Raw genomic sequence first — 22,884 nt, forward strand, 5'->3', positions numbered from 1 at the left:
GGTGGGATTTTGACGATTGATGACCTGAAGACCCCGGTGATCGTTTAGATGATTTTGATGAACGATATGGTTTTGAAGATCGTAACGAACTGCTGTACACTTCTTCTTGTTTTTGGTCTGAATCTTTATTGTCTTCTTGATCATCATGTTCTTTTTTTTTATCTTCTTTTTTGTACGATCCTTTTGGGCCTAAGCTGATGCTTTTGATGTGAAAAGGATAGATGCGAAGCACCTCTTGATTTTTCACTAACGTATAATGACCGTCGGCATTATCTACAAGGATACCTTCAATTGCTTCCGGACCTCCGCGATTAATGGAAACCCATTTATGAGTTAGGCTCTTAAACACTTCGCTTAAATAATCAGCTTCCAAAACATCTGCGGGCGTCTGTTCTTCCATTTTCAAATCGGGCTCATGTTTACTTATACTTTTGATGTGATGAATATTAAAATACACTACTCCATCCTCGTTTGTGTTTAATGCAGCGTAATCATCTCCCAGCCAGACCAAACAACCTTTTTTGGATTCCGGTCCCCCTTGATTTAATTGAACGAATTGGTTCGTCAATTGTCCGATTAAGCTATGAAAATCATCAGCATCGGCCATTTCCTCAGTCTCAAGTGTTGTAGTGTTGTTATTGGTATCCTCAGTAATACTTTTCACATGTTCCAATTGGTAATAAATTATTTTTTTTTCAACTTGTAAAGCAATATAATCTGATTTTACAGCTGCTAATTTTCCTTGTTTAGATTCCGGGCCTCCACGATACACAGTAACAATTTTATCTTTCATTGAGTGCAAAAAGTTATAATAAGATATTTCATTATTATTTGAATGATATTTCATTCTCCTCTTGCTCATTCAAATTCCTCCTAGTCACTTATACATAGATGATAAACATACTGCATATATACGTGTCACATTTATTTGTTGAACTAATTCAATAGCCTAATTGTCTGTTTTTCAGCGAATACCTATATGATGCATTTACAAAATATTTAAATGATTCTTGAGGTATTGCGATCGGTTTTTAATATACTCACAAATTACAGCCGGCTCACGGTCAAAACGCTCAATATCATTCTTTTTGTATGGGTCCATCAGAACAAACGGCCTAATTTGTTCATACATCGCCATGATTTTCGGTTTCAAATATTCTATTGTAAAAAGAGATTGGAGCGTTTTTTCTAACAGGCGCTTGTAGGACTTGCGAAATTCGGGTTCATCCAATATCCGGGCGGTTAGTGTATTGAATCCTTGAATTCTTACATAATCGGCAGCCATCCGCTCTCCATGGATATCCCTGCCCCAGGTCGCATCATAATCCCAAGGAAGCACCTCAAATAATCCGGTTTCACTGCTTCTGTACAGCGCGTAATTGTGGACAAACCCGTCATAGTTTGAGGTGAATACAATGCCGGCGAGCCAGCGCAAATACTTATCAACATCCACATGCTTTGTCACTTCTGATTTAAACTGGGCTTTAGGGACAGTATTAATTTTAAATATCATATCCTGTAAATAAAAATCGTCTTCCTTAGTCCCTGTCTTCTTTTCATATCCAAGCTCCAGCGAGGTCTTCGTTTCTCTTTCCAAATCGCTCATCAGAGAAAAGTTAGCATCATCATCAACCGCGTAAAAAACCGCCCCGTCCGCCAGCTTCCTTTTTGCTAAATAATATTCATCGACGGATTCAAGTTCTAGATAAACCCCTTCATTCTTCCCGTTCACCTTTAAAAACACGAACTCTGCCTGTGGAGACAGCGTTCCAAGCTCCGAGAAAAAATCCAAAGACAATTTGTTTCTCATCATGGAAGGATCTTTATACTCCGCATTTAAGTGAATTTCTCGTGCACCGCGGAATGTTTTCGGCTGATAAAAAGAAATATGGTATGACTTCTTTTTAAAGTCTCTGATATGTGATCCCCGGTAAGCGATATCAATATCCAGCCTTTTTTGATTTACCTTCATCACAGCGGGCACCGGATCATCGTCCCATATATCCTTTTTTAATTCACGCAAATCTTTTGGATGAACAAACAGCTGATAAAGCGGCAATCTGGATTGATTCTTCATCCATAATCCCCCTTATAAATTTTAGGCTTTTATTTTTATGAGATCTCAGCGGAACACTTATACACTTTTTAAAACCGCGCGTACTATGAGGGTAGTAAGGATCTTCATCCTTAACATTATTTTTACAAAAGGAGGATTTCGAATTGGGCCACTATTCCCATATTGACATCGAAGAAGCGGTGAAATCCGCAAAAAAAGAAGGTTTAAAAGATTATTTATACCAAGAGCCTCATGGAAAGGAACGCAGCCATAAAAAATCACACCGCTCTCACAAAAAATCGCGCAGCCAAAAGAAATCTTACAGCTCTCACAAAAAATCACGCAGCCACAAGAAATCTTACAGCTCTCACAAAAAATCACGTAGCCATAAAAAATCTTACAGCTCTCACAAGAAATCACGCAGCTATAAAAAGTCTTACAGCTCTCACAAGAAATCACGCAGCCACAAGAAATCTTACAGCTCTCACAAGAAATCACGCAGCTACAAAAAGTCGTACCGTTCTCACAAGAAAAAATCACGCAGCTACAAAAAGTCGTACTGTTCTCACAAGAAGAAATCACGCAGCTATAAAAAGTCGTACTGCTCTTACAAAAAGAAATCACGCAGCTACAAGAAGTCATACCGCACGCATAAAACATCATATCGTCCCGATAAGAAAAAATCGCACCACGATTACTACAAACAAGACGATTACCACAGCAAAAAAGAATTCTGGAAAGACGGCAATTGCTGGGTAGTTAAAAAGAAATACAAATAAACTTAACATTTCACCATTTCATAGGCTGCCGGCGGATGTACGGAAGCCTATTTTTACATTTTCTTTATATAGATATATGTCATGACATAACATATGCAACACGCATCATTTGGTTTCCTTAAAACCAGTTCGTTATAATTAAGATATCCTAACGATAAAGGCGGTTGCTGCTATGTACATATTTCAAGCTGATCAGCTTAGTTCCAAAGACACATACAAGCTATTGTCGGGTGCAGTCATCCCCCGTCCCATTGCATTTGTAACAACACTTTCTTCAAGCGGAGCGGTAAATGCCGCGCCTTTCAGTTTTTATAACGTTGTCAGTTCAGACCCTCCGCTTCTCAGTGTTTCGGTTAACAGAACCGAAGGACGCCAAAAAGATACAGCCCGAAACACAGTGGAAAACGGAGAATTTGTCGTTCATGTCAGTGATGAGTCCATCATTGAAGACATCAATGAAACGGCAGCGAGCTTAGAGCCGGAGGAAAGCGAGCTCATACGCACCTCGCTTCATCCCGTCGAAAGCAAATCTGTTTCAGTTCCCGGCATTAAGGAAGCCCGCATTCGGTTCGAATGCACGTTAGAGCGGCATATCACATTTGACAATGACCAGGGCGTGACCACAGCGGATCTGCTCATCGGCAGAGTCGTCTGCTTCCACCTCGATGAAAAGGTGTATGATGCAGAAAAAGGATATGTTTTGACAGATGAATTACAGGCTGTCTCAAGATTGGCAGGAAACCACTATGCGAAGCTCGGCGAAGAATTTACACTGATTCGTCCCAGCTGAACAAAAGGACTATTTAAATAGAAGAAACTAGTCAAAAAGACCTTGTGATGACAACTTGCAGCCTTTAAAAAAGAACACCCGGAGAAAGCTTCGGGTGTTCTTTTATCCTTTTCCAGCGTGGATTGGAATGACAAGCTTTTGGATTTCAATGATGATCGTTTTTTAATTAAGAAAAAATTTGGTATTGGTAAATCCGGCTGATTGTGATTGACTCACTGCGTATTTTAGGGAACGGAATGATAGGCTGAAGGCAAACAGTATATGTACCACTTCATTGAGGTCTCATGTTTGCGCTTTTGATTTATATTTGTATCCTCTAGTTATTCAAATCCCCACAGCCGCCCCATCTCCCCGCGGGTCGGCTCCGCCTTGGAGAAAGCCCTCATCATCCACTTTGATTGCTGCTGCGTGTCCCATCAGCGGATCATAGTCACCGACTATCTCCACGAGATGTCCGCTGTCTTTCAGCTTTTCAATGATTTCCTCTGAGAATCTGCCCTCGACTCTCAGCCCCTCATATTCCTCTCCCCATGTTCTTCCCCATACCCAGCGCGGTTCGCTGATTGCCTGCTGTGGATGCATTCCATAGTCCAGCATTCGGGTAATAATGGCCGTCTGGGTCTGCGGCTGGCCCTCGCCGCCTTGTGTGCCGTACAGGATTTTCGGTTTTCCATCTTTGCAGACCATAGCCGGCATAAGCGTATGGAAGGTGCGCTTTTTCGGTTCAAGCGTGTTGACATGATCTTGATCCAATGAGAAAAATGATCCGCGGTTTTGCAGTAATATGCCCGTATCACCAGCAGTGACAGCCGAGCCAAATTCAAAGTACAAGCTTTGAATGAAAGACACTGCGTTGCCATCCACATCGATGACGGCCGCATATGCCGTATCACTTCCAACCGGCCTGCTTTCTGCCGGTTTTGCCAGATAGCCGATGTCTTCCGCCAATTGTTTCGCGTATTTTTTGTCTAAAAGCCTTTCAAGCGGAATGTCCGCAAAAGCCGGATCAGTCAAGACAGCATTTCGATCCAGGAAACTCTTTTTCAATGCCTCCACAAGCACATGATAATACTCAAATGAACCGTGTTCGATTTTGTTGAAATGATAGTTTTCCAGAATGTTCAGTGTTAATAAACCGGTAAAACCTTGTGAATTCGGCGGTGCCTGATACACACTATAACCTCGGTAATCACTTAATACAGGCTCCGTCCATTCGCCCCGGTGCGCTTTAAAATCATCAAGTGTCATGCAGCTGCCGTTGTGTTGTAAATACGAGACAATCCGCTGAGCAATATCACCTTCATAGAATGCGCTTCTTCCTTTTTCAGCAATCATGTTCAAGCACTCGGCAAGCTCTTTTTGCACAAAGCGCTCTCCCGGGGCAGGCGCTTTGCCGCTTCTCGTGAAGATGTCGGCTGTGTAAGGTGTGGAGGCCAGCAGTTCAAGATTCATTTCTGTGTGACGGCACTGATCGGCTGATACTGGAAACCCATTTTGGGCATAGTCGCGTGCGGGCTCCAACACGTCTGCTAGAGACATACGCCCATACTCCTTCAATACGGCATCCCAGCTATCAACCATCCCCGGCACGGTAATGGCACTGTCGATTCCCCGCAGCGGAATCGCGCTTTTTCCCTTATATACATCTCTCGTTACATTTTTCCCAGAACGGCCGCTGCCATTGTAGACTCTTACTGCATTTGATTCCTGATGAAAGGCCAGCCAAAAGGAATCCCCGCCAAGCCCCGTCATATGCGGATACACAACAGCCAGACATGCACTCACAGCAACAGCGGCGTCAAACGCGTTTCCTCCCTTATCCAGTATGCGGTTTCCGGCTTGAGAAGCGAGATAATGAGGGCTGACGACCATTTGCTTTGTACCGATCACAGATTTGTTCATCACAAGTCCCCTTTTTTTTAGAAATTTTCTTCAGTATAGGAAGCCTGATTTCCCACATCTACTGGTACGGCAGAAAAACTGACGAACTTTCTTCTTTTCGAAAACAACAAAACAGTATTTTATTCATTTTGAAAACAAATATAAAATTGATCTTTCGAAACGTAACTTTTGTGATAAAATGATCTCTAAAAGGCAATGAAAGCAGGTGAAGCAATTGAGTCATGATTATCAAATCCCCAACCTTGTTCTTGATGAGATCGACAAACAAATTCTCAGCATTTTGCACGAGGAAGGCAGGATATCTTATACGGATCTTGGCAAAAGAGTCGATTTGTCACGGGTTGCTGTCCAAGCTCGAATTAATCAATTAATCGAAGCCGGGGTTATCGAAAAATTCACTGCGGTCATCAATCCCGCTAAAATCGGCATCCATGTATCCGTGTTTTTCAATGTCGAGGTCGAACCGCAGTTTTTAGAAGAGGTCGCTCTTAAGCTTGAAGAAGAGCCTGCGGTCACCAGCCTCTATCACATGACAGGTCCGAGCAAGCTGCATATGCATGGGATTTTTGCCAACGATCAAGAAATGGAAGAGTTTTTAACAAAACGGCTGTATCCCCTGCAAGGCGTCGTCAGTGTTGATTGCCAGATGCTGATCAAACGATACAAAAGCCGTATGGGAATGAAGCTGTAAAGGAGAGAAACGAATGAAAAACCATCCTTATCGGGATATGACGGCCGCAATGGTGCGCACCGGCATATTGGGGTTCGGCGGCGGACCTTCCGTGATTCCGCTGATCCGCCATGAAGCGGTCAATAAATATAAATGGATTGATGATGATGAATTCGGAGAAATATTAGCAATCGCTAATGCGCTTCCCGGACCGATTGCCACAAAAATGGCGGCGTATCTGGGCTTTAAGCTAAAAGGCACGTTAGGCGCAATCGTGGCAACCCTCGCCCACATTCTGCCTACATGCCTTGCTATGGTAGGCTTGTTTGCCGCTGTAAATGTCTTAAGCCACTCAGCAGTTGTTGCCGGCATGATTGGCGCCGTAACACCGGTGATCGCCGTCATGCTCGGCATCATGGCGTACGAGTTTGGCCAAAAAGCGCTAAAAGGTTTCGGCTGGGTCACCGGCATCCTGTTTTTTATCATCGCTTTTATCGGCCTGCAAACGTTACAGATTAATCCAGGCCTTGTCATTATCATTTTCTTAGCGTACGGTGCGTTTCATTTTAAACTGAAGGACAAAATCACTAATAAACAATCAAAAGACAAAGGAATGTCGGCCTCATGATTATGATTTATCTATTTATGGCGTTTTTTATCGCAAACGTACTCGGGTATGGCGGCGGACCTGCGTCTATCCCGTTAATGTTTGAAGAAGTCGTCAATAGATACAGCTGGCTGTCAAACGACCAATTCTCAAACATGCTCGCCCTTGCGAACGCATTGCCGGGCCCGATCGCAACCAAAATCGCCGCGTACGTCGGCTACAGCGCAGGCGGGTGGCCCGGCTTCCTGATTGCGCTGATCGCAACCATCGTGCCGTCAGCGCTCGCCTTGATCGTCCTGCTGCGCATCATTCAGCGCTTCCGCCAATCCCCCATCATCAAAGGCATGACGCTGTCCGTTCAGCCTGTCATCGCGGTCATGATGCTCATTCTTACCTGGCAAATCGGCGCAGATGGCATCAAAGCAATCGGCTGGATCCAATCTATTGTGATTGCGGGAATTGCTCTCCTCGCCATGACAAAATTCAAGATGCATCCGGCCTTTCTGATTATCGCGGCGTTTTTATATGGGGGCCTTGTCATCCCTCATTTATAGAAAAAAGCACCTGGACAGGTGCTTTTTTATTTTGGCCCGGAAATGCCGTTTGATATGACTACTGTTTCTTCTCCTGCATCACTCTTGATGATTTGCTTGACTTGCAGCGTTGTGCCTGCCATTCTCACAGATTGCTGAACCTGACGCGAATTGGTTTCAACATGTATCCAAACAGGAGGCTGGACCTTCCAAAATAAAAAGAATGCAAGAATCAGCATGCCAGCCATGACCGACAGCAAACACTTCATATCGCATCGCTTCTTTTCAGTAAGCGGCTCGCAGCGGACAGCGCCTGATGATCATGAAGAATATCACCGGGACGATTGCCTTCTCCCAGCACATAGCCTTTAAAGGGCATCCCTATAAAATCAAAAATATGTTCAAATTGCTGAATCATCGGCAGCCCCTTTATTTTTGGATTATCTCCGCCCACTGCTGTTACATATGCCTGCTTCGCTGACATTTGCTGTTTAAAATCAGGAAATCTCGGATCTCTTAACGTCTGTGACCAGCGATCAATAAACAGCTTTAATGGCCCTGACATGCCAAACCAATAAATTGGGGTGGCGAATACAAGAATATCGCACGGCATTATCCGCTCAATAATAGAATCGTAGTCATCTTGAACAGGGCGAAAGCCGCCATGGGCGTGACGCAGATCTTCAATTGGCTGGATTCGATATTTCCGCAAATAAATGTGCTCCGCATCGAATCCTTGAACAGCCTTCTCCGCAAGAGTATCCGTATTTCCGCCAGACCGAGTTCCGCCATTAATAACCGCAATTTTCATGATGCATCTGCTCCTTTGTTTACGAATGTTTTTCTTCATCATATAATGGATTCATCAATCAATACAGATGATTATTTCGATTATTCCAATCGATGAAACCGATTTAGAAAGGGCGAGAACAAATGGAAATGAAGCAGCTGATCACCTTTATTACCGCAGCAGAACATGTAAACTTCACCTTAACCGCCAAGATGCTTAACTATGCACAATCAAGCGTTACCTCTCAGATCAAATCACTTGAAGAAGAAATTGGAACTCCTTTGTTTGAACGGCTTGGCAAGCGGCTTATCCTGACAGAAGCCGGTAAAACGTTCAAATCCTATGCGGAGAAGATCATTGCGTTAACAGAAGAAGCAAAAATGGCCGCAAATCAAGTAAGAGAAACAACCGGAACCTTGAAAATCGGGGCGACGGAAAGCCAATGCACATACCGCCTTCCGCCTATCATAAAAGAATTCAAACAGACTTTTCCTCAAGTAAAGCTGATATTCAAACCGTATATTTCCAACGAACAAGCGAAAGAACAGCTCTTACAGGGCCAGCTTGATATCACCTTTATTTTGGATGTGAACCGAACGGAAGACGCACTGCACGTTGAATCTCTGATTCAGGATGAAATCAAAATGGTAGCCGCCAATGACCATCCTTTTCCAGCAGACTCACCAGCAACCTTGAAGGATCTTCAAAACGAAACCCTTCTGTTGACAGAGGATGGGTGCTCATACCGCACGCTCTTTGAGAACACTTTACATGACGCCGGAGTCTACCCTAACAAATTAGAATTTGTCAGCATAGAAGCCATCAAACAATGCGTGATGGCCGGACTTGGAATTGGGCTATTGCCTGAAATGACAGTAAAAGACGATATTGCCGAAGGACGGATGAAAGAACTCAACTGGCAGAGTGATTGCCCCGTTTTCACTCAATTAGCATGGCATAAGGACAAGTGGATGTCTGCGCCATTAAAGGCTTTTATCGATTTGACGCGAAAAACACTCAAATAAAAATCTTATCTGCAAGGACGACAAGGTTTTTGATAAAGCAGACACCAAGCATACAAAAAAACACTTGATGGCTTAGAGCCTCAAGTGTTACACGTGATTTTTCTGATAAAATGTTCGCAAAACGTGCGTTTCAAGATCAGCCAAGCGTACAGGGATCGGCAGCCTGCTTTCTTGATTGATCAGGCTCATCGTGATCTGATAGCTGCTTTCTAAATCAATGTCATTTCCGCAAGACAAAAAGATAGGCTTCACGTCCCGCCGCGTCCGCAGCGCCCGGCCATATACCTCGCCGTCAATGATAATATCGGTATATGCACCGACTTCATTTTCAGGCATGACGAAATCGCAGCCTTTGATTTTGAGATAGGTTTTCGCAATCCCTATCGTCGGCTTATTGAGAAAAAAAGCCGCATGGGTGGCAACGCCCATATGATTGTAATGCAGATACCCGTTGCCATCAAACAAAAACACATCCGGCTCCGCCTCCAGCTTTTTCGCCGCTTCGATGATCAAAGGCAGCTCGCGAAACGCGAGAAAACCAGACACATACGGCACGCTGATTTTCCCCATGCTGTGCACCTTTTCAATGACTTCTTTCGTATCAGCGTCAATGACGATGATACTGCACACCCCGTACGGTTCCCCGTCCTGTTCCCAATAGGCGAGATCGACGCCTGCGCAGGTGTTGATGGAGTTTGGAGGGATGGTGGGTGATAGGTTGATTTTGGGTTGAAGGGATTGTTGTGTTTTTATAAATTCTTCTTTTTTGTTTAGGTTGAAGTGGTGTATTTGTTCTACATGCATTAAAATCGCTCCCCCATTATTATTACTTTAACAAAGTTTAACGTACGTAATACACTGGATATTCGCAAACTCATATACCTTCAAGTTTGGTATGACTGATACACGCCTTTCAAAGTTTGTACTTTCGTACCAATAAATCAATAATTCATTTAGCATCTCTTGATTTCTATTAATGAGTACCTAAGATAAATTCAATAACTAAAAAAACTTGCGAACTATGTCGCAAGTTTTTACAGGCAGAGTTTTAAAGGATACTACCTGAAAAGAACTGCAATTATGATATATATGTTCGTGAATTCTTAGTAAATACAAACATATATAATCCCATTCCTCTTCTATGGTTAGTACAATCCTTAAACTTCAAACAGATTTTTTGTCACACCATAGTTCAAATCGAAATTTTTATTTTTTCCTGCCTAAGTTGCGATTTATCTCTCTTCTTTTTAATAAAGTGACATATTGCGCGTTTTCTTTATCTTGTTCTAATTCTTTTTCAATTATAAGTTTTCCATTTTCATCCCATTCTTTATAGCTCAATTTAACTGATAACTCAACTTCACTTGTTGATTTAACAATTCCGTTTTCATGCCAATAAATACTTTTTCCATTAACTAATCCATATTTAAAGTACTCTTCACATTTTATTTTTCCACTTTCATAAAACTCGCGATTTAAACCATGAGCTAATCCATCTTTATAGAAACAAAAATACATTAGATTCCCGTTTTCAAACAGCTCGAATGCTAATCCTGTAAAAGGTTTTCCACCTTCATCTTCTGGGTTATCAAGAATCTCGTCACTATATGAAGTAAACCACAAATCATCAAAATTCACACCATTTTTCAGGACAAAATCCTTTGTATACTTATCCTTTTCTTCCATAATTAAGCACCTCTGGTATATAATGAGCTCCATCTGTAATGTATTCACAGTGTGGGCATCTTGGCATTGGGGACCCTTGGGGCATGAATTTATTAATTTTCCTTGCACTTATTACATATACCATAAATTCGTCTAGCTTTGCATCTGCCCTCGACAATAATGCCTCATTTAAAGCATACACTTCAGCATGAGAGCCGGCACCCAAAGTTTTTTCATAACCTGTTTTTAAATCATACGGCATATTGTTTATTCTATTTTTTATAATGTCATGTTGCACTTCAGGAGAGTAACCCTTAGATTCATTGATACCAAAGAAGTATTTACCAGTTTTCTTATCAAGAACACCAGCAAATGCAGGCCCTCTTTGCTTCTTCCCTACTCCTTTACTAATCAATTTATTTAGTTCTTGATGTACTTCTCCTCTTAAATTAATTCTTTGGTGAAGTTCCTCTTTTGATATTTCACCGTATTTATTTCGTAAGTAATCAATTCGGCTAGGTTTTTGAGAAATATCCACCTTTTTTGACTTAGGAATTGATGCATTATGATAAGGAGCATTAGCTTTTTGCAATTTATCAACATATCTAGCTGAACTAATTCCAACTAAACTCAAAGCCGCTTCCAGCGCCCCTTGCTTCCGCTTCTCCTCAGACACTTTGTTTCCAAACATATCTTTCCCTGTGACAGCTTCTGAGAATCCGTTTGATGCCACGAGGCCGTATGCGCCCATTTCTGTCATTTTGAGAATGTCTAGGGATTTTCCAGTTTTGTAGGCGTCTAAAGCGTGTTCTGCGGCAATTGCCGCTTTTCCAGTTTTGTAGATGGCTTTTCCGCCTTTAAAGGCGCGGCCTGCCCAGCCGACGACCGGTATAAATCCGGCTGCGGCCATCGCTCCCGCTGTCACACGTTCTGCGGCGGAGAGTTTTTCTCCGGTAACCGGATCAACGCCTTCGGTTGCCCTTTTATAATCATAATAGCCAGTGACTTCTCCAGTAAAGTTGCAAACTCCATCCCATGTTTTTTCGTACCACGGTTTGTTCGCTTCTTCCTCGGCTTTTTCCTGGAGCCGCCTTGCTTCTGCTTGCTGGGTTTTTGCATCAATATAGGTCGTTCCCTGTTTTTCTGCTTCAATGACGCTTTTGTAGATTTCATTGCTTTGGAAAGCTTTTTTGTCGTAATACATAGGGGATGCGCTTTTCCCGTTGCTGGTGGCTTGCATGAGAACGGAATATTTGCTGAGCACCGCGTTGTCCAGAGATTCTAAATTTTGATATTCAGTAGTGAGGGATTCGTCAAGCTTATCGACTGCCGTGATTGTGTCACGTCTGATTTTTTGGGCATCGCCCATCTTATCTGCATAGTCTTCAAGCGTGTACATGTCGAGATCAATAATATCGCTGATGCCAGACAAAATAGAATCGATTTCTTCTTTATGAGCGGAGACAATCTCAGAGGCTTTCAAGTCTCCGTTGGGCAGCTCATGATCCAAAAATGAAGTCTCCACGTATGAATCACTGAGTTCTTGATCTTTAATATCTCCCGAGATGCCATTTAAAAACGCAATTTGAGCAGAGACAAGCGTCAGCCAGCTTTCGACGATTTCCGCCTGCCCCTGAAAGAAATCTTTAATATTGTCCGCGCCTTTCCCTTTAAAATTGTCGCCTAAATCTGCCACTTCCTGAAACGCTTTTTTCAGCGTGTTCAGCTGCTCTTCCAGCGTCTCATATTGCTTTTTTCTGCTCTTCGCTTCTTCGATTAAAGATTTTGATTCAAATACTTTACTCATCGCACTGCCCTTTCTGTTCTATTTTACCGCTATCGCCTCGTCCTGTTCTTTGAGTGAATCTACGTTATCCTTTGTATCCTCGATATTTTTCTGTACCGCTTTTTTATAGTCTCCGAGCATGGTTTTGATGTTCTCCTCACGCTCATGATATTTTTTCGTATAATCGAGTTTGTTTTTTCCATTAGACCCGGCGGCGCCGATTGATACATCAGCAAGCGCATCTTTGACAGAATCCAATGTTTTGATGACTGTGTCGTACTTCAGCTTAATTTCTGACATAAAAAAAGATCACCACCATTTTAGTTTGCTAATTTGTTTTCCTGCTTCTTCTAAGAAATCTTCTCCCTTAGCAAGAAGATCGCCTGCGGTATTCGCTGCGCTTTTTGTCAAATTCAGCTCAAATTTCTCTGCTTCAAGCCTAAGTATTTTGCTTTGAATCGAAGCCATATAATGGTTATATTTATCATTCACAATCTTAGATGCTTCCGATTTCGCCTCTTCTCTGCCTTTGTCGAAATCATCCGCTTTTGTTCCCGTCCAGTGCTTGCCCAATTCCGGTTTCACAATTTCTTTGATTTCAGTAATGGCCTCTTCTTGCAGGGTGTCTATGTCTTTTTTTGCTTTTTTCAGTTTTTCGATCTTGTCTTCCACGTCGGAAATTTTTCCGTTGAGCGAACTTTTGATATCCGCCAGCATACTTTCATAACCCATCTGAATCACCTCTTAATACTCAAAAAGTCGTATGGAGGGGCTGATGAAGATAGACTTTTCCATACTTTATTTCCATATATTATATTTTAAAATAGCCAGAAGGCGGCTTAAATAGGGTAAACGGCTTAATTTAGGCGTATAATGCTCTCAAAAGGTAGGTCTACGAGCTTGTTTTTGTTCGTTATACAGCTAATGAAAACGTTTCGCAAAATGAAAACACCTAAAGTCATAGTTAAAAAGGCACTTGAAAGCGACAGATGCTATTGATCTGCCGCTTCTTATTTTGTTGTAATTACTGTAAAGATGGCGATAATGAGTGTATCCAGGCCGATGATGTAATTTTTTGTTGTCTTTCCTTTTCTGTCCTTCTTTGTTTTCGGTATTGCAGGCACATTGCTGTTTCCAAAACATGGTCTTTGGTCAATGCCTCTTACGGTGCTGAGCTTATTGATTATGTTTATGTTCTGCATCGATTCGGCCGCGTCTGATTTTGTCTTTTGGCTTATATTATTTCCGCTTCTGACCCTATTGGCATCAGGAGTGACCCTTTGGATCAAAAGCTTATATTAGCTGCAGTCCCAGTTGTACAAAACGTTTGAAAAATCTTTTTTCCTTAACCGAGGTCACTCCACATGAATCAATATCATCGTCTCAATCCATTTGCAAAAGAATGATGGTGGGTTTCCCGCGGATCATCCTTAGTAAAAGAAGCGTATCCGCCGATTTTATGACCGAAGCCGTTTTCAGCCACTTCATTCATCCGCAATAGACGAAAAAAAAGACTGGCGCTCAGCCAGTCTTTGCTTTGACAACTATTAAATTGCGCCAGAAGGAACAACCGCCTTCCGTCCCACAGAATAATACTCTACCCCAGCGGCCGCAGCTTCATCCAATGTATAGCAGTTTCTGCCGTCAAATATGAGCGGCGTTTCCATTAGATCCTGATAAGCTGTTAACGGAAATTGTTTAATGTCGGCCCAGTCGGTTAAAATCATGACGGCGTCGGCCCCTTTGACTGCTTCCTCGATCGTCTCTTTGTATTCAACAGCTTCTGGCAAAACACGCTTCGCATGGCCGGCGGCAATGGGATCGTATGCGTTAATATGGGCGTCGAGCGCAGCGAGGCGGTCCGCAATGACAATCGACGGCGCTTCCCTCATATCATCTGTATTCGGTTTAAATGACAGTCCTAAAAGAGCAATCGTTTTTCCCGTCACCCCGCCGAGCCTGTTCAGCGCTTTATCGACCAGCATCGCCTGCTGATTGTTGTTGACCTTAATGACCGATTTCAGCAGTTCAAAATTATGCTCGACATTGCCTGCAATTTGCACGAGGGCGTTTGTGTCCTTCGGAAAACAGGAGCCGCCGTAGCCTATGCCCGCTTTTAAAAACTGGCTCCCGATCCGCTTATCCTGTCCCATGCCGTACGCGACTGCTTCAATATCGGCGCCGACCTTTTCACATATATTCGAAATTTCATTTATAAAACTAATCTTAGTGGCCAGAAAAGCATTCGAGGCATATTTGATCATCTCGGCGCTTCTGATATCCGTTTGATAAATCGGGATTTGAAACGGGCTGAAAAGCTCCTCAAGCGTCTTGGCGGTTTTCTGATCCGCTGTTCCAATCACGATCCTGTCGCCATGAAAGGTGTCATAGATCGCCGACCCTTCACGTAAAAATTCCGGGTTGGATGCCACTGAAATGCTGACAGGCTCCGATAGATGTTCAGTGATCAGTCCATCAATCAAATCGTTTGTCCCGACTGGCACTGTGCTTTTCGTTACCACGATGGTGTCCTTTTTGACATGTCGAGCGATGCATTTGGCCACATCTGTAATATGCGCCAAATCCGCGTGCCCGTCGCTTTTCTGGGGCGTGCCGACCGCTATAAAAATAATGTCTGCCTGTGTCAGGCCTTTCTCATAGCTCGTTTCAAAGTCCAGCCGTCCATCAGCTGTATTTTTTCTCATCAGCTCTTCAAGACCCGGTTCAAATATAGGGGAAATGCCCTTTCTCATCTCATCAATCTTGTGAGCGTCAATATCAATGCAGGTTACATGATGTCCAATCTCAGAAAGAGAAACACCTGTCACAAGACCGACATAGCCTGTTCCGATGACTGTTATATTCATCTGTTTCCCTCCAACAGTTAAATTGCTGCTTTGCAGCTTTCGTATTATCGTATGAGAGCATCCTATCATGCATGCGGATGATCTCCAGCGCAGCCTGTCGGGTACAGCCTGTACAGATTTCTGAAATGTGATTCAATCATACAATATACTATTATATCGCTCTCATAAAGAAAGTGGTGAAATGAAAACCGGGTGTTTAAAAGAGCCCAAATAATTTTCTTCTTTTGACCCGCTGCGGAGGCCGTCTAGTGATCGTCTGGTTTTGCAGAAGAAGCTCGGCGTTTTCCGTCAGCATATAAGGGCATTCCGAACCGAATTCTTTCTCAAGAACATGAAGGGCTTTCTGGTAATGAAAGTCTCTTGTTTTCAGATTATGAGCATCTGAGGCTACGAAATGAACCAAATGGGCTTCAGTCAGCCGAAGAGAAAATGCTTTCAGCTGTTTTCCGAAAGTCCCTGCAAGACTTCCTGAAGTAATCTGAGATGACGCGCCTTTTTCCACAAGGTGATACAGCAAGGACGGGTTTTCGCGAAATTCCCTGTTGCGTTCTGGATGGGCGATAACTGGTATATATCCTTTCAGCTGCAAATCATAAAAAAGCTGCTCCGCATATCGGGGAACGTGATCAAATGGAAATTCAATCAGGATGTATTTCGTATCATTCAGCGAAAGCAGCTGCCGATCAGATAGGTCCTGTTCCAAACCGCCGTAGATTCGAATTTCCTGACCCGGAAGCACGGTTAATGGGATGTTTTCTTTAATCAAACGTTTGTTTAACTGATCTGCCGCTTCTCTGACTGCGGCTGGCTCGTTTTCGTACACACCGTTCTTATGATGCGGTGTCGCAATGATGCTCCTGATTCCCTGACGGCCAGCGGCTCTTGCCATTTCTATGCTGTCGGCTGAATCGCCTGCCCCGTCATCCATTGCCGGAAGAATGTGACAGTGAATATCTATCATGTCTTAGCCTCCCTTTTTTCGCAAAAATAAATAACGGGCAAGACGCACGTTATTTATTTTGTATGAAATTATCCTTGTTTCCGTAGTATCTGTATTCAGAGCGCTTCGAGAGCTTTTTGCCATTCATAATTGCCCCAAGGAGCTTCCTGCTGCATGATTCGAGCACCTCTTTCGCTTTTGCGGCTTGTTCTTTTTCTGTTTTCCCGCTTGAAATGACCAATACAGAACCGTCTGCCACGCTGCCTACAATCTGCGCATCTGCTACGGCGAGAATCGGCGGCGTATCAAAAATGACCATATCATATGCCGTACACGCTTCGTCTGCAAGCTCCTTCATCCACATCGAGGAGAGGAGTTCAGCCGGGTTTGGCGGGATCGGACCGCTCGTCAGCACGTCAAGCCGTTTTTCACTCGAGGCTTGTACAGTCTGCCTCAGTGAGCTTTTCTTTAATAAAACAGATGTTAAGCCACTCATATTCTCAAGATGAAAGGCCGTATGTACGGTTGGTTTTCGCAAATAAGCATCAATCAGGAGCACTTTTTTTCCCTGCTGGGCAAATACGACAGCCAGATTGGCGGCCGTCGTTGATTTTCCTTCTCCGGGACAGGCCGATGTGATCATCACTGATTTCATCGGCCTGTCCACTGAAGCAAATTCTATATTCGTCCGAATCGTCCTATATTGTTCAGAGTTCAAGGATTTCGGCTCTGTCATCGCAATGACATTCCCGCGCATCCAAGAGCCCCTGCTTTTCCTAAACGCCAAAATGTCCACTTCCCGCCTTTTCAGATTGGATACCGTGCAGACTCTTCCCTGTTTTCCGATCATTCGCTATCGTGGAAACCGTCCCTAAAACCGGAATGTCCAGCAATGTTTCGAGCTGCTCTTCCGATTTGATCGTATTATCTAAATGCTCAAGCAGGAAAGCCAGTCCGATGCTTCCCGCCAATCCGGCCGCAAACGCGATGGCAATGTTAAGAAGCGGCTTTGGTGATACAGGTGACGGATGTTCTAAAACCTCGGCTTTTGACAGAATACTGACATTGTCAACATTCATAATAGATGTGATGTTGGTTTTAAAGACAGATGCGATCGTATTGGCAATATGAGCCGCTGTTTCCGCGTTTTCATCCCTGACTGATATGTTGACCACTTGGGAGTCCTGTTCGCTGGATACGGAAATTTTGTCATTCAGCTCTTGCCATGTCATCGGCAGGCCCATTTCTTTAATGACTTCGTCTAATATGGCAGGGCTCTTAATGATGACGTTGTACGTATTGATTAACTGAAGGTTGGTTTGGACATCGTTAAATTGGACTTCTTTTCGATCATTTTTTGATTGATTGACCAGAATCTGAGTTGAATTTTCGTAGACGGGTGTAAGTGCGAAGAAACTGATGAGTCCGCCGGCAGCAGTGGCAGCTGCAGTCACAATCACAATCAAAAGTAAGCGTTTTGTTAACGTTGATAATATCTCTTTCAAACTAGTAGATTCCCTCATGATACCTCCAAATCTCTTAAAGCATCCTTTTACATTTACGATTATACAACGCAGAAACCACATTTCTCCAGATTTTCACGTGACAACATTCGACATTTTTACAAAAAGCTGTGGTGCGACCATTTATGTAAGCGCTCTATTAATTATCTTGACACAGCCGTCTCTTTTCCCCTATTCAGGCCGTCACGTCACCGCACATAAAAAAATCCCGCAAAAGGCGTGCGGGATTCTTATGTTGCATATCCATTTTTAATATGAGAAATCAAATTTTCAAGCATTTCCTTCGTCGTCATCTCAGATGACTGCTCACCAATTTCATGTGCATGCATCAAAATTTTCAGAAATTCCTCTTGATTTAATTTCTTTTCACTCATCTTTTTGTTCCTTTCAGCTTCCATTGAGTTGAAAACACGATTATTATATGATGCCGGTTATCAATTTGCAATCTCTAATACATCATTCGACACATTCCACTTTTTATGTCCTTTTTTAGGAAAAACTTTTTCAGGCCGATGTGTTGCGATATAATAGAGAAATTGGATCTTTTTATTACGTGACTCGGTTAGGAGCGATAATCATGCTTCAGAATATGATTTCCAAAGACGATGTGCTGGCATCTGCTGAAAAGTTGAAAGAACTTCTTCCTTACAATGAGGAAAATGTTCAGCTGATCAAAAAAGCCCTTATTTTATATCGGCAGGATTCAGTCTATCGTTTACAAGCAGTGAGTCCGACGGAAGTTACGGCTTACGTGCAGGATGTTGTGCCTGTGCGGGTCACATTGAACTTGTTTGTCATAGTCAAAAGCGGCTGTTCATGTCCGTCCGGAAGAATCTGCCGCCATATGCTGGCTGTTTTTTTATATGTATATGCAATGTTCGGGCGAGTGGGTACTTTTACAGAGTATTGGCTGGAGAGGGAAAAGCTTGAGGAAAGCAAGGAGCTCGTCCGCCGCCAATTTCAGGAAAAGGTGCTGCCTGATGAAGAATCGCTTTCAAGCTGGCTCGCTTTTTTTGATTCTGAGTTTTCTCTCTGGCAGGCGCGCACGCCGGAGGGCAGTCAAAACATGCAAGGCCTCTATTACGGCTACCTGTCCGCATTAAAAAAGCACACGCCGAATAAGCCAGAGCTGAAAAGCCTGTATCAGATTCATTCCGCGATTGCCGTGTGGCTTCGGATGTTCGCATTGATTGAAGCGGGCAAACTGAACCCTGAGAAAGACTTTTATTCCCTCAATCCGTATGTTGAACAGCTGATGGATACGATCTACAGCTCTATTGATAAATTGAAAACATACGCCTTGTCTTTTGCGCTTGATCCGTTTTTGGAAAAAACACCGGATGTTATCCGAAAGTTGCTGTTGAAAGAAGATATTTTTCAATATGAACGGATCCGCATCTTTGGTGAAATTTGGAGCGCGCTGCTGTCGCGGCCAAAATGGGTGGCACGCGAACAGGAGATTTTAAAAAAAGAAGCAGGACGGCGTTTTTCTCCTGAATTGCAATTTGGGCGCCTGCATTTGGAATTCCTGCTAAAAAATGATGACGTTATTTTTGAAGAAGCTGATCAATTTCCGCCGGAAGCACTGCCGTATACGTTTCAGTGGCTGAGTGAAATCACTGCCAAAAAGGATTGGAAACGGCTGAAAACATGGTATCAGCGGATTGAACCGATTGCGATGGGTTATACGAAGCTGGATAAGCCGTTTAAAGAGATTCGCGACGTGATCGGCGAGCTGTTCCTTCTGCTGAATGCCTATGTGAAGCAAACCAATGACCAAGCGCTGTTTGAACGCTATGCCGCAGGCTGTCTGCCGTATACGTTCACAGAATACAGCCATCATTTGTATGAGAAAAAACGATATGCCGAATGGATCGAAATTCACAGCCTTGTCGGCTTTTCCATCTATGAAATGGATAAAATGATGCTGAAAGAGATTGCAGCGAGCGATCCTGAGGCGCTGATACCGGCTTATCACAGAGAAGTGGCCTTTTTCATCGATCAGAAAAACCGCAGCTCATACAAGGAAGCCGCCCGGTATTTGAAAAAACTGCGCACCCTATACAGAAAAGCGAAGAAACTGAAGGTGTGGGAGCGTTATATTCAGCAGCTGAGCTCACATTATAAGCGCCTGCGCGCACTTCAAGAAGAACTGCAGAAAGGAAAGTTGATTGATGGCGAGTCTTAAAGAAATTCTCATCCACGTTGAACAAATGGAAGATGGATCATTTACACTCTCAGCCTTTGATGAGAATGAGCAGCCTCTTCCCTACAGCCATATGAAAAAGCATTTGTTCCAATGGCACGAATCCTCATTTTACGGAACCTTTCTCGAGGATGTCAGCTTCATCGGGACAACCGCTGTCTTGCTTTCTCCATGGATGACTGTAGAGCTTCTCGGCAAAAACTCGTTCAACTCATTCAGCTCCGTGCAGCTTACAGAAGAAACGGAGCCGCTGATTGAAGCGGCTTCGACCATCTATGAATTTATCGCAGACGGCGATTTTCTGCCTGATTATGAAGCATGGACAAACGGTGTTTTTCGCTGGAAGGACCGGGACAATATACTGGAGGGCTTTACTTCGGATTGGTTTTCCGCTGCCGTGCAGGATTACATCCAATACGATGATGACCTGCGGGAGAAATGGGAACACATCAAGGAGAAATCGCCTGCGGTCACGACATTCCGCGGACATTTTCTCGATGAAGAGGATTTTCTCGAAGGGATCGGCTGGATTGATGATCAATCACCATTTACAGTCGGCCTGCGCTTAAATGAACCGGATTTTGACGGAGACGATTGGAAAATTGAAATGTTTCTACGCGATAAAAAAAGCGGCACTGTAGAATTCTTTGACGGGCTGAAGAGTCTTAAGAAATCGTGGCAGGCGCACAGCGATAAAATCGCGCGTGAGCAGGATCGTTTTCACAGAACAGTGCCGTGGCTCTCATTTGATTCCGGAACAACGCTGATCTCAGAGGAAGAAGCTTGGATCTTCCTGTCAGAGGCGAGTGAGACGCTTGTCGATATGGGCGTTGAAATTCTTTTGCCGTCCTGGTGGCAGATTGTCAGAGACAGCAACATGATGCTGAAGGCAAAGGTGTCATCCGCCCCGCGCGGCGAATCGTTTGTCGGCATGAATGCGCTGCTTGATTTCAATTGGCGGTTTGCGACAAATGGCATTGAGCTGACTGAAGCTGAATTTAATGAGCTGGTCGCCAGCAACAGACGCCTTGTGAACATCCGCGGGCAATGGGTAAAAATTGATCCGCAGTTTATCAAACAGATGAAACGCCTGATGGAAAAAGCGGAATCGGAAGGACTCCACATGTCTGACATTTTGGCTCGCGAACTAATGGATCAGGGGGAAGGCGGGCTTGAGGATGCAGATCTGATCGATGCGTCCGCTTTTGCCGGCATTCAATTTGATCTGTCCAAACAGCTCAGGTCACTGATTCGGAAGCTTACGGCAGCGGAAAATCTGCCGGAGCACGACGTCAGCCCTTCTTTCCAAGGAACGCTCCGCCCCTATCAGAAATACGGCATGAACTGGCTGCTGTTTCTGCGGGAAAGCGGTTTTGGCGCCTGTCTGGCTGACGATATGGGGCTTGGGAAAACGATTCAAATGATCGCTTATTTCCTTCATGTGAAGGAAAGCGGACGGCAAGAAACGCCGCATTTGATTATCGCGCCGACATCTGTACTCGGCAACTGGCAGCGGGAACTTCAAACCTTTGCCCCTGATCTGTCTGTCGCGCTGCATTATGGACCGCGCCGTCCAAAGGGTGATGATTTCACTGCGTATTACGAAAACGCAGACGTGGTGCTCACTTCATACGGTTTGTCTCATGCTGATTCGGAAGAGCTGTCTTCTGTGACATGGAGTACGATCTGCCTTGATGAGGCGCAAAATATTAAAAACGCGCATACGAAGCAATCGCGGGCCATCAGAAAGCTGAAAGGACTTCACCATATCGCGCTGAGCGGCACACCGATGGAAAATCGTTTAACTGAGCTGTGGTCGATTTTTGACTTCATGAATAAAGGCTACCTCGGCAGTTTGACGGGCTTCCACAAACGCTATGTGCTGCCGATCGAAAAAGACCGGGACGAAAAGAGAATCGGACAGCTTCAGCAGTTAATCCGGCCGTTCCTTCTGCGGCGGACAAAACGGGATGAGGAGGTCGCGCTTAACCTTCCTGAGAAGCTCGAAGAAAAAGAGTTTATCCCGCTGTCAGCCGAACAGGCGTCACTTTATGAGCAGCTTGTCAAAGACACATTTGACCACATGACATCACTGACCGGCATGCAGCGAAAAGCGCTGATCCTCAGCATGCTCGGACGGCTCAAGCAAATATGCGATCATCCCGCGCTCTATTTAAAAGAAGATCAATCCGAGCTGCTGGCCGGCAGATCAGTCAAGCTCGAAAAATTGCTGGAGCTCATGACAGCGATCCGCGCCCAAAACGAAAGCTGCCTGATTTTCACGCAATACATTCAGATGGGGAACATGATGAAGCGGCTGCTTGAAAAAACATTCGGTGAGCCTGTGCAATTTCTAAACGGGAGTCTCACGAAGCAAGAGCGGGATACCCTCGTGGAGAAGTTTCAGAAAAAAGAATACCCGACACTCATTCTTTCGCTCAAAGCCGGAGGCACCGGGCTTAATTTGACCGCCGCCAATCACGTCATCCATTATGACAGATGGTGGAACCCGGCGGTTGAAAACCAAGCCACTGACCGGGCATACCGCATAGGTCAAGAGCGCTTTGTCCACGTTCATAAAATGATTACAACGGGCACAATTGAAGAAAAAATCGATATGATGCTCGAATCGAAGCAAACGTTAAACGATCAAATTATCCAAAGTGAAAAATGGATTACCGAGCTTTCCACACAGGAACTTGAGGATTTGTTTACATTAAGCGCTTCAGCGCGATGATGACTATA

Annotated in this window: 24 protein-coding genes and 1 pseudogene; 9 read left to right on the top strand and 16 right to left on the bottom strand. The window is 44.0% G+C overall.

Features of this window, described 5'->3' with window-relative positions; translation table 11 throughout:
* Nucleotides 1–862: hypothetical protein (locus tag V756_RS0105055; protein WP_024713722.1), on the bottom strand; the 862-nt coding region annotated here is incomplete at its 3' end.
* 126 nt (nt 863–988) lie between these two features.
* Nucleotides 989–2,077, bottom strand: coding sequence for a spore coat protein CotH (gene cotH / locus V756_RS0105060; RefSeq protein ID WP_024713723.1), 1,089 nt, complete (start codon nt 2,075–2,077; stop codon nt 989–991).
* Nucleotides 2,078–2,220: 143 nt separating this feature from the next.
* Between cotH and V756_RS0105065 the strand changes: the two genes are divergently transcribed.
* On the top strand, nt 2,221–2,835 hold the full coding sequence (locus V756_RS0105065; RefSeq protein ID WP_024713724.1) for a CotG/ExsB N-terminal domain-containing protein: 615 nt from the start codon (nt 2,221–2,223) through the stop codon (nt 2,833–2,835).
* Between the two features lie 172 nt (nt 2,836–3,007).
* Nucleotides 3,008–3,625, top strand: a complete 618-nt coding sequence (locus V756_RS0105070) for a flavin reductase family protein (protein ID WP_024713725.1) — start codon at nt 3,008–3,010, stop codon at nt 3,623–3,625.
* Between the two features lie 324 nt (nt 3,626–3,949).
* Here the strand turns inward: V756_RS0105070 and ggt are convergent, their stop codons facing one another.
* Nucleotides 3,950–5,527, bottom strand: a complete 1,578-nt coding sequence (gene ggt / locus V756_RS0105075) for a gamma-glutamyltransferase (protein WP_024713726.1) — start codon at nt 5,525–5,527, stop codon at nt 3,950–3,952.
* Between the two features lie 214 nt (nt 5,528–5,741).
* On the opposite strand from ggt, the gene chrS reads away from it, so the two are divergent.
* Genes chrS through chrA form a run of 3 tightly spaced genes read left to right on the top strand, consistent with a single transcriptional unit; the run spans nt 5,742 to nt 7,358 of the window.
* A complete protein-coding gene (gene chrS, locus V756_RS0105080) occupies nt 5,742–6,218 on the top strand; it encodes a chromate efflux transcriptional regulator ChrS (RefSeq protein WP_024713727.1) in 477 nt (158 codons plus the stop codon).
* Between the two features lie 13 nt (nt 6,219–6,231).
* Complete coding sequence (gene chrB, locus V756_RS0105085) at nt 6,232–6,825, top strand: chromate efflux transporter subunit ChrB (protein ID WP_024713728.1); 594 nt, start codon at nt 6,232–6,234, stop codon at nt 6,823–6,825.
* A complete protein-coding gene (chrA, locus tag V756_RS0105090) occupies nt 6,822–7,358 on the top strand; it encodes a chromate resistance efflux protein ChrA (protein WP_024713729.1) in 537 nt (178 codons plus the stop codon). Before chrB ends, chrA begins: the two co-directional genes overlap by 4 nt.
* A 26-nt stretch (nt 7,359–7,384) precedes the next feature.
* Here chrA and V756_RS0105095 read toward each other — a convergent pair whose 3' ends face one another.
* Both V756_RS0105095 and V756_RS0105100 read right to left on the bottom strand, forming a co-directional pair.
* Entirely contained in the window at nt 7,385–7,606 is a 222-nt protein-coding gene (locus tag V756_RS0105095; RefSeq protein ID WP_024713730.1) for a hypothetical protein, read from the bottom strand.
* On the bottom strand, nt 7,603–8,148 hold the full coding sequence (locus tag V756_RS0105100; protein ID WP_024713731.1) for a flavodoxin family protein: 546 nt from the start codon (nt 8,146–8,148) through the stop codon (nt 7,603–7,605). The genes V756_RS0105095 and V756_RS0105100 overlap by 4 nt, the downstream gene beginning before the upstream one ends.
* A 122-nt stretch (nt 8,149–8,270) precedes the next feature.
* On the opposite strand from V756_RS0105100, the gene V756_RS0105105 reads away from it, so the two are divergent.
* On the top strand, nt 8,271–9,152 hold the full coding sequence (locus V756_RS0105105) for a LysR family transcriptional regulator (protein ID WP_024713732.1): 882 nt from the start codon (nt 8,271–8,273) through the stop codon (nt 9,150–9,152).
* 87 nt (nt 9,153–9,239) lie between these two features.
* On the opposite strand, the gene V756_RS0105110 is transcribed toward V756_RS0105105, so the two are convergent.
* The 5 genes from V756_RS0105110 to V756_RS0105130 form a co-directional block, all read right to left on the bottom strand.
* On the bottom strand, nt 9,240–9,956 hold the full coding sequence (locus V756_RS0105110) for an endonuclease V (protein WP_024713733.1): 717 nt from the start codon (nt 9,954–9,956) through the stop codon (nt 9,240–9,242).
* 402 nt (nt 9,957–10,358) lie between these two features.
* Nucleotides 10,359–10,838, bottom strand: a complete 480-nt coding sequence (locus V756_RS0105115; RefSeq protein WP_024713734.1) for a toxin-antitoxin system YwqK family antitoxin — start codon at nt 10,836–10,838, stop codon at nt 10,359–10,361.
* The gene (locus tag V756_RS0105120; RefSeq protein ID WP_024713735.1) at nt 10,822–12,624 is read right to left on the bottom strand and encodes a T7SS effector LXG polymorphic toxin; all 1,803 of its coding nucleotides are present in this window, start codon (nt 12,622–12,624) and stop codon (nt 10,822–10,824) included. Before V756_RS0105120 ends, V756_RS0105115 begins: the two co-directional genes overlap by 17 nt.
* Nucleotides 12,625–12,642: 18 nt before the next feature.
* Nucleotides 12,643–12,903: a YwqI/YxiC family protein gene (locus tag V756_RS0105125; RefSeq protein WP_003227825.1), complete on the bottom strand. Its 261-nt coding sequence runs from the start codon at nt 12,901–12,903 to the stop codon at nt 12,643–12,645.
* Between the two features lie 9 nt (nt 12,904–12,912).
* Nucleotides 12,913–13,335 carry a YwqH-like family protein gene (locus V756_RS0105130; RefSeq protein ID WP_024713736.1) on the bottom strand — a complete coding sequence of 141 codons (423 nt, stop codon included), beginning with the start codon at nt 13,333–13,335 and terminating at the stop codon, nt 12,913–12,915.
* Between the two features lie 393 nt (nt 13,336–13,728).
* Here V756_RS0105130 and V756_RS1000000124855 point away from each other — a divergent pair, with 393 nt between their 5' ends.
* Nucleotides 13,729–13,905 (top strand): hypothetical protein, encoded by a 177-nt coding sequence (locus V756_RS1000000124855; protein WP_497006351.1) that lies wholly within the window; start codon nt 13,729–13,731, stop codon nt 13,903–13,905.
* On the opposite strand, the pseudogene V756_RS1000000123280 reads toward V756_RS1000000124855, so the two are convergent.
* The 6 genes and pseudogenes from V756_RS1000000123280 to V756_RS01000000121880 all read right to left on the bottom strand — a co-directional run.
* Nucleotides 13,902–14,092: pseudogene (locus tag V756_RS1000000123280) on the bottom strand (DUF1963 domain-containing protein); the annotation flags it as partial. The gene V756_RS1000000124855 and the pseudogene V756_RS1000000123280 sit on opposite strands and share 4 nt — an antisense overlap.
* A gap of 58 nt (nt 14,093–14,150) precedes the next feature.
* On the bottom strand, nt 14,151–15,470 hold the full coding sequence (gene uglF, locus V756_RS0105140; RefSeq protein WP_024713738.1) for a UDP-glucose 6-dehydrogenase UglF: 1,320 nt from the start codon (nt 15,468–15,470) through the stop codon (nt 14,151–14,153).
* Between the two features lie 196 nt (nt 15,471–15,666).
* Nucleotides 15,667–16,431, bottom strand: a complete 765-nt coding sequence (locus tag V756_RS0105145; RefSeq protein WP_024713739.1) for a tyrosine-protein phosphatase — start codon at nt 16,429–16,431, stop codon at nt 15,667–15,669.
* Between the two features lie 49 nt (nt 16,432–16,480).
* Nucleotides 16,481–17,197, bottom strand: a complete 717-nt coding sequence (gene ptkA, locus V756_RS0105150; protein WP_024713740.1) for a tyrosine-protein kinase PtkA — start codon at nt 17,195–17,197, stop codon at nt 16,481–16,483.
* Nucleotides 17,187–17,933: a protein-tyrosine kinase activator TkmA gene (gene tkmA / locus V756_RS0105155; RefSeq protein WP_024713741.1), complete on the bottom strand. Its 747-nt coding sequence runs from the start codon at nt 17,931–17,933 to the stop codon at nt 17,187–17,189. The genes ptkA and tkmA overlap by 11 nt, the downstream gene beginning before the upstream one ends.
* Nucleotides 17,934–18,163: 230 nt before the next feature.
* On the bottom strand, nt 18,164–18,307 hold the full coding sequence (locus V756_RS01000000121880; protein WP_003242876.1) for a YwzD family small protein: 144 nt from the start codon (nt 18,305–18,307) through the stop codon (nt 18,164–18,166).
* A gap of 203 nt (nt 18,308–18,510) precedes the next feature.
* On the opposite strand from V756_RS01000000121880, the gene V756_RS0105165 reads away from it, so the two are divergent.
* Together V756_RS0105165 and V756_RS0105170 are read left to right on the top strand one after the other, a co-directional pair.
* Entirely contained in the window at nt 18,511–20,121 is a 1,611-nt protein-coding gene (locus tag V756_RS0105165) for an SWIM zinc finger family protein (protein WP_024713742.1), read from the top strand.
* Nucleotides 20,108–22,876: a DEAD/DEAH box helicase gene (locus V756_RS0105170; RefSeq protein WP_024713743.1), complete on the top strand. Its 2,769-nt coding sequence runs from the start codon at nt 20,108–20,110 to the stop codon at nt 22,874–22,876. The genes V756_RS0105165 and V756_RS0105170 overlap by 14 nt, the downstream gene beginning before the upstream one ends.
* The last annotated feature ends 8 nt before the right edge of the window (nt 22,877–22,884 follow it).

The sequence above is a fragment of the Bacillus tequilensis KCTC 13622 genome, from assembly GCF_000507145.1.
Classification (GTDB): Bacteria; Bacillota; Bacilli; order Bacillales; family Bacillaceae; genus Bacillus; species Bacillus tequilensis.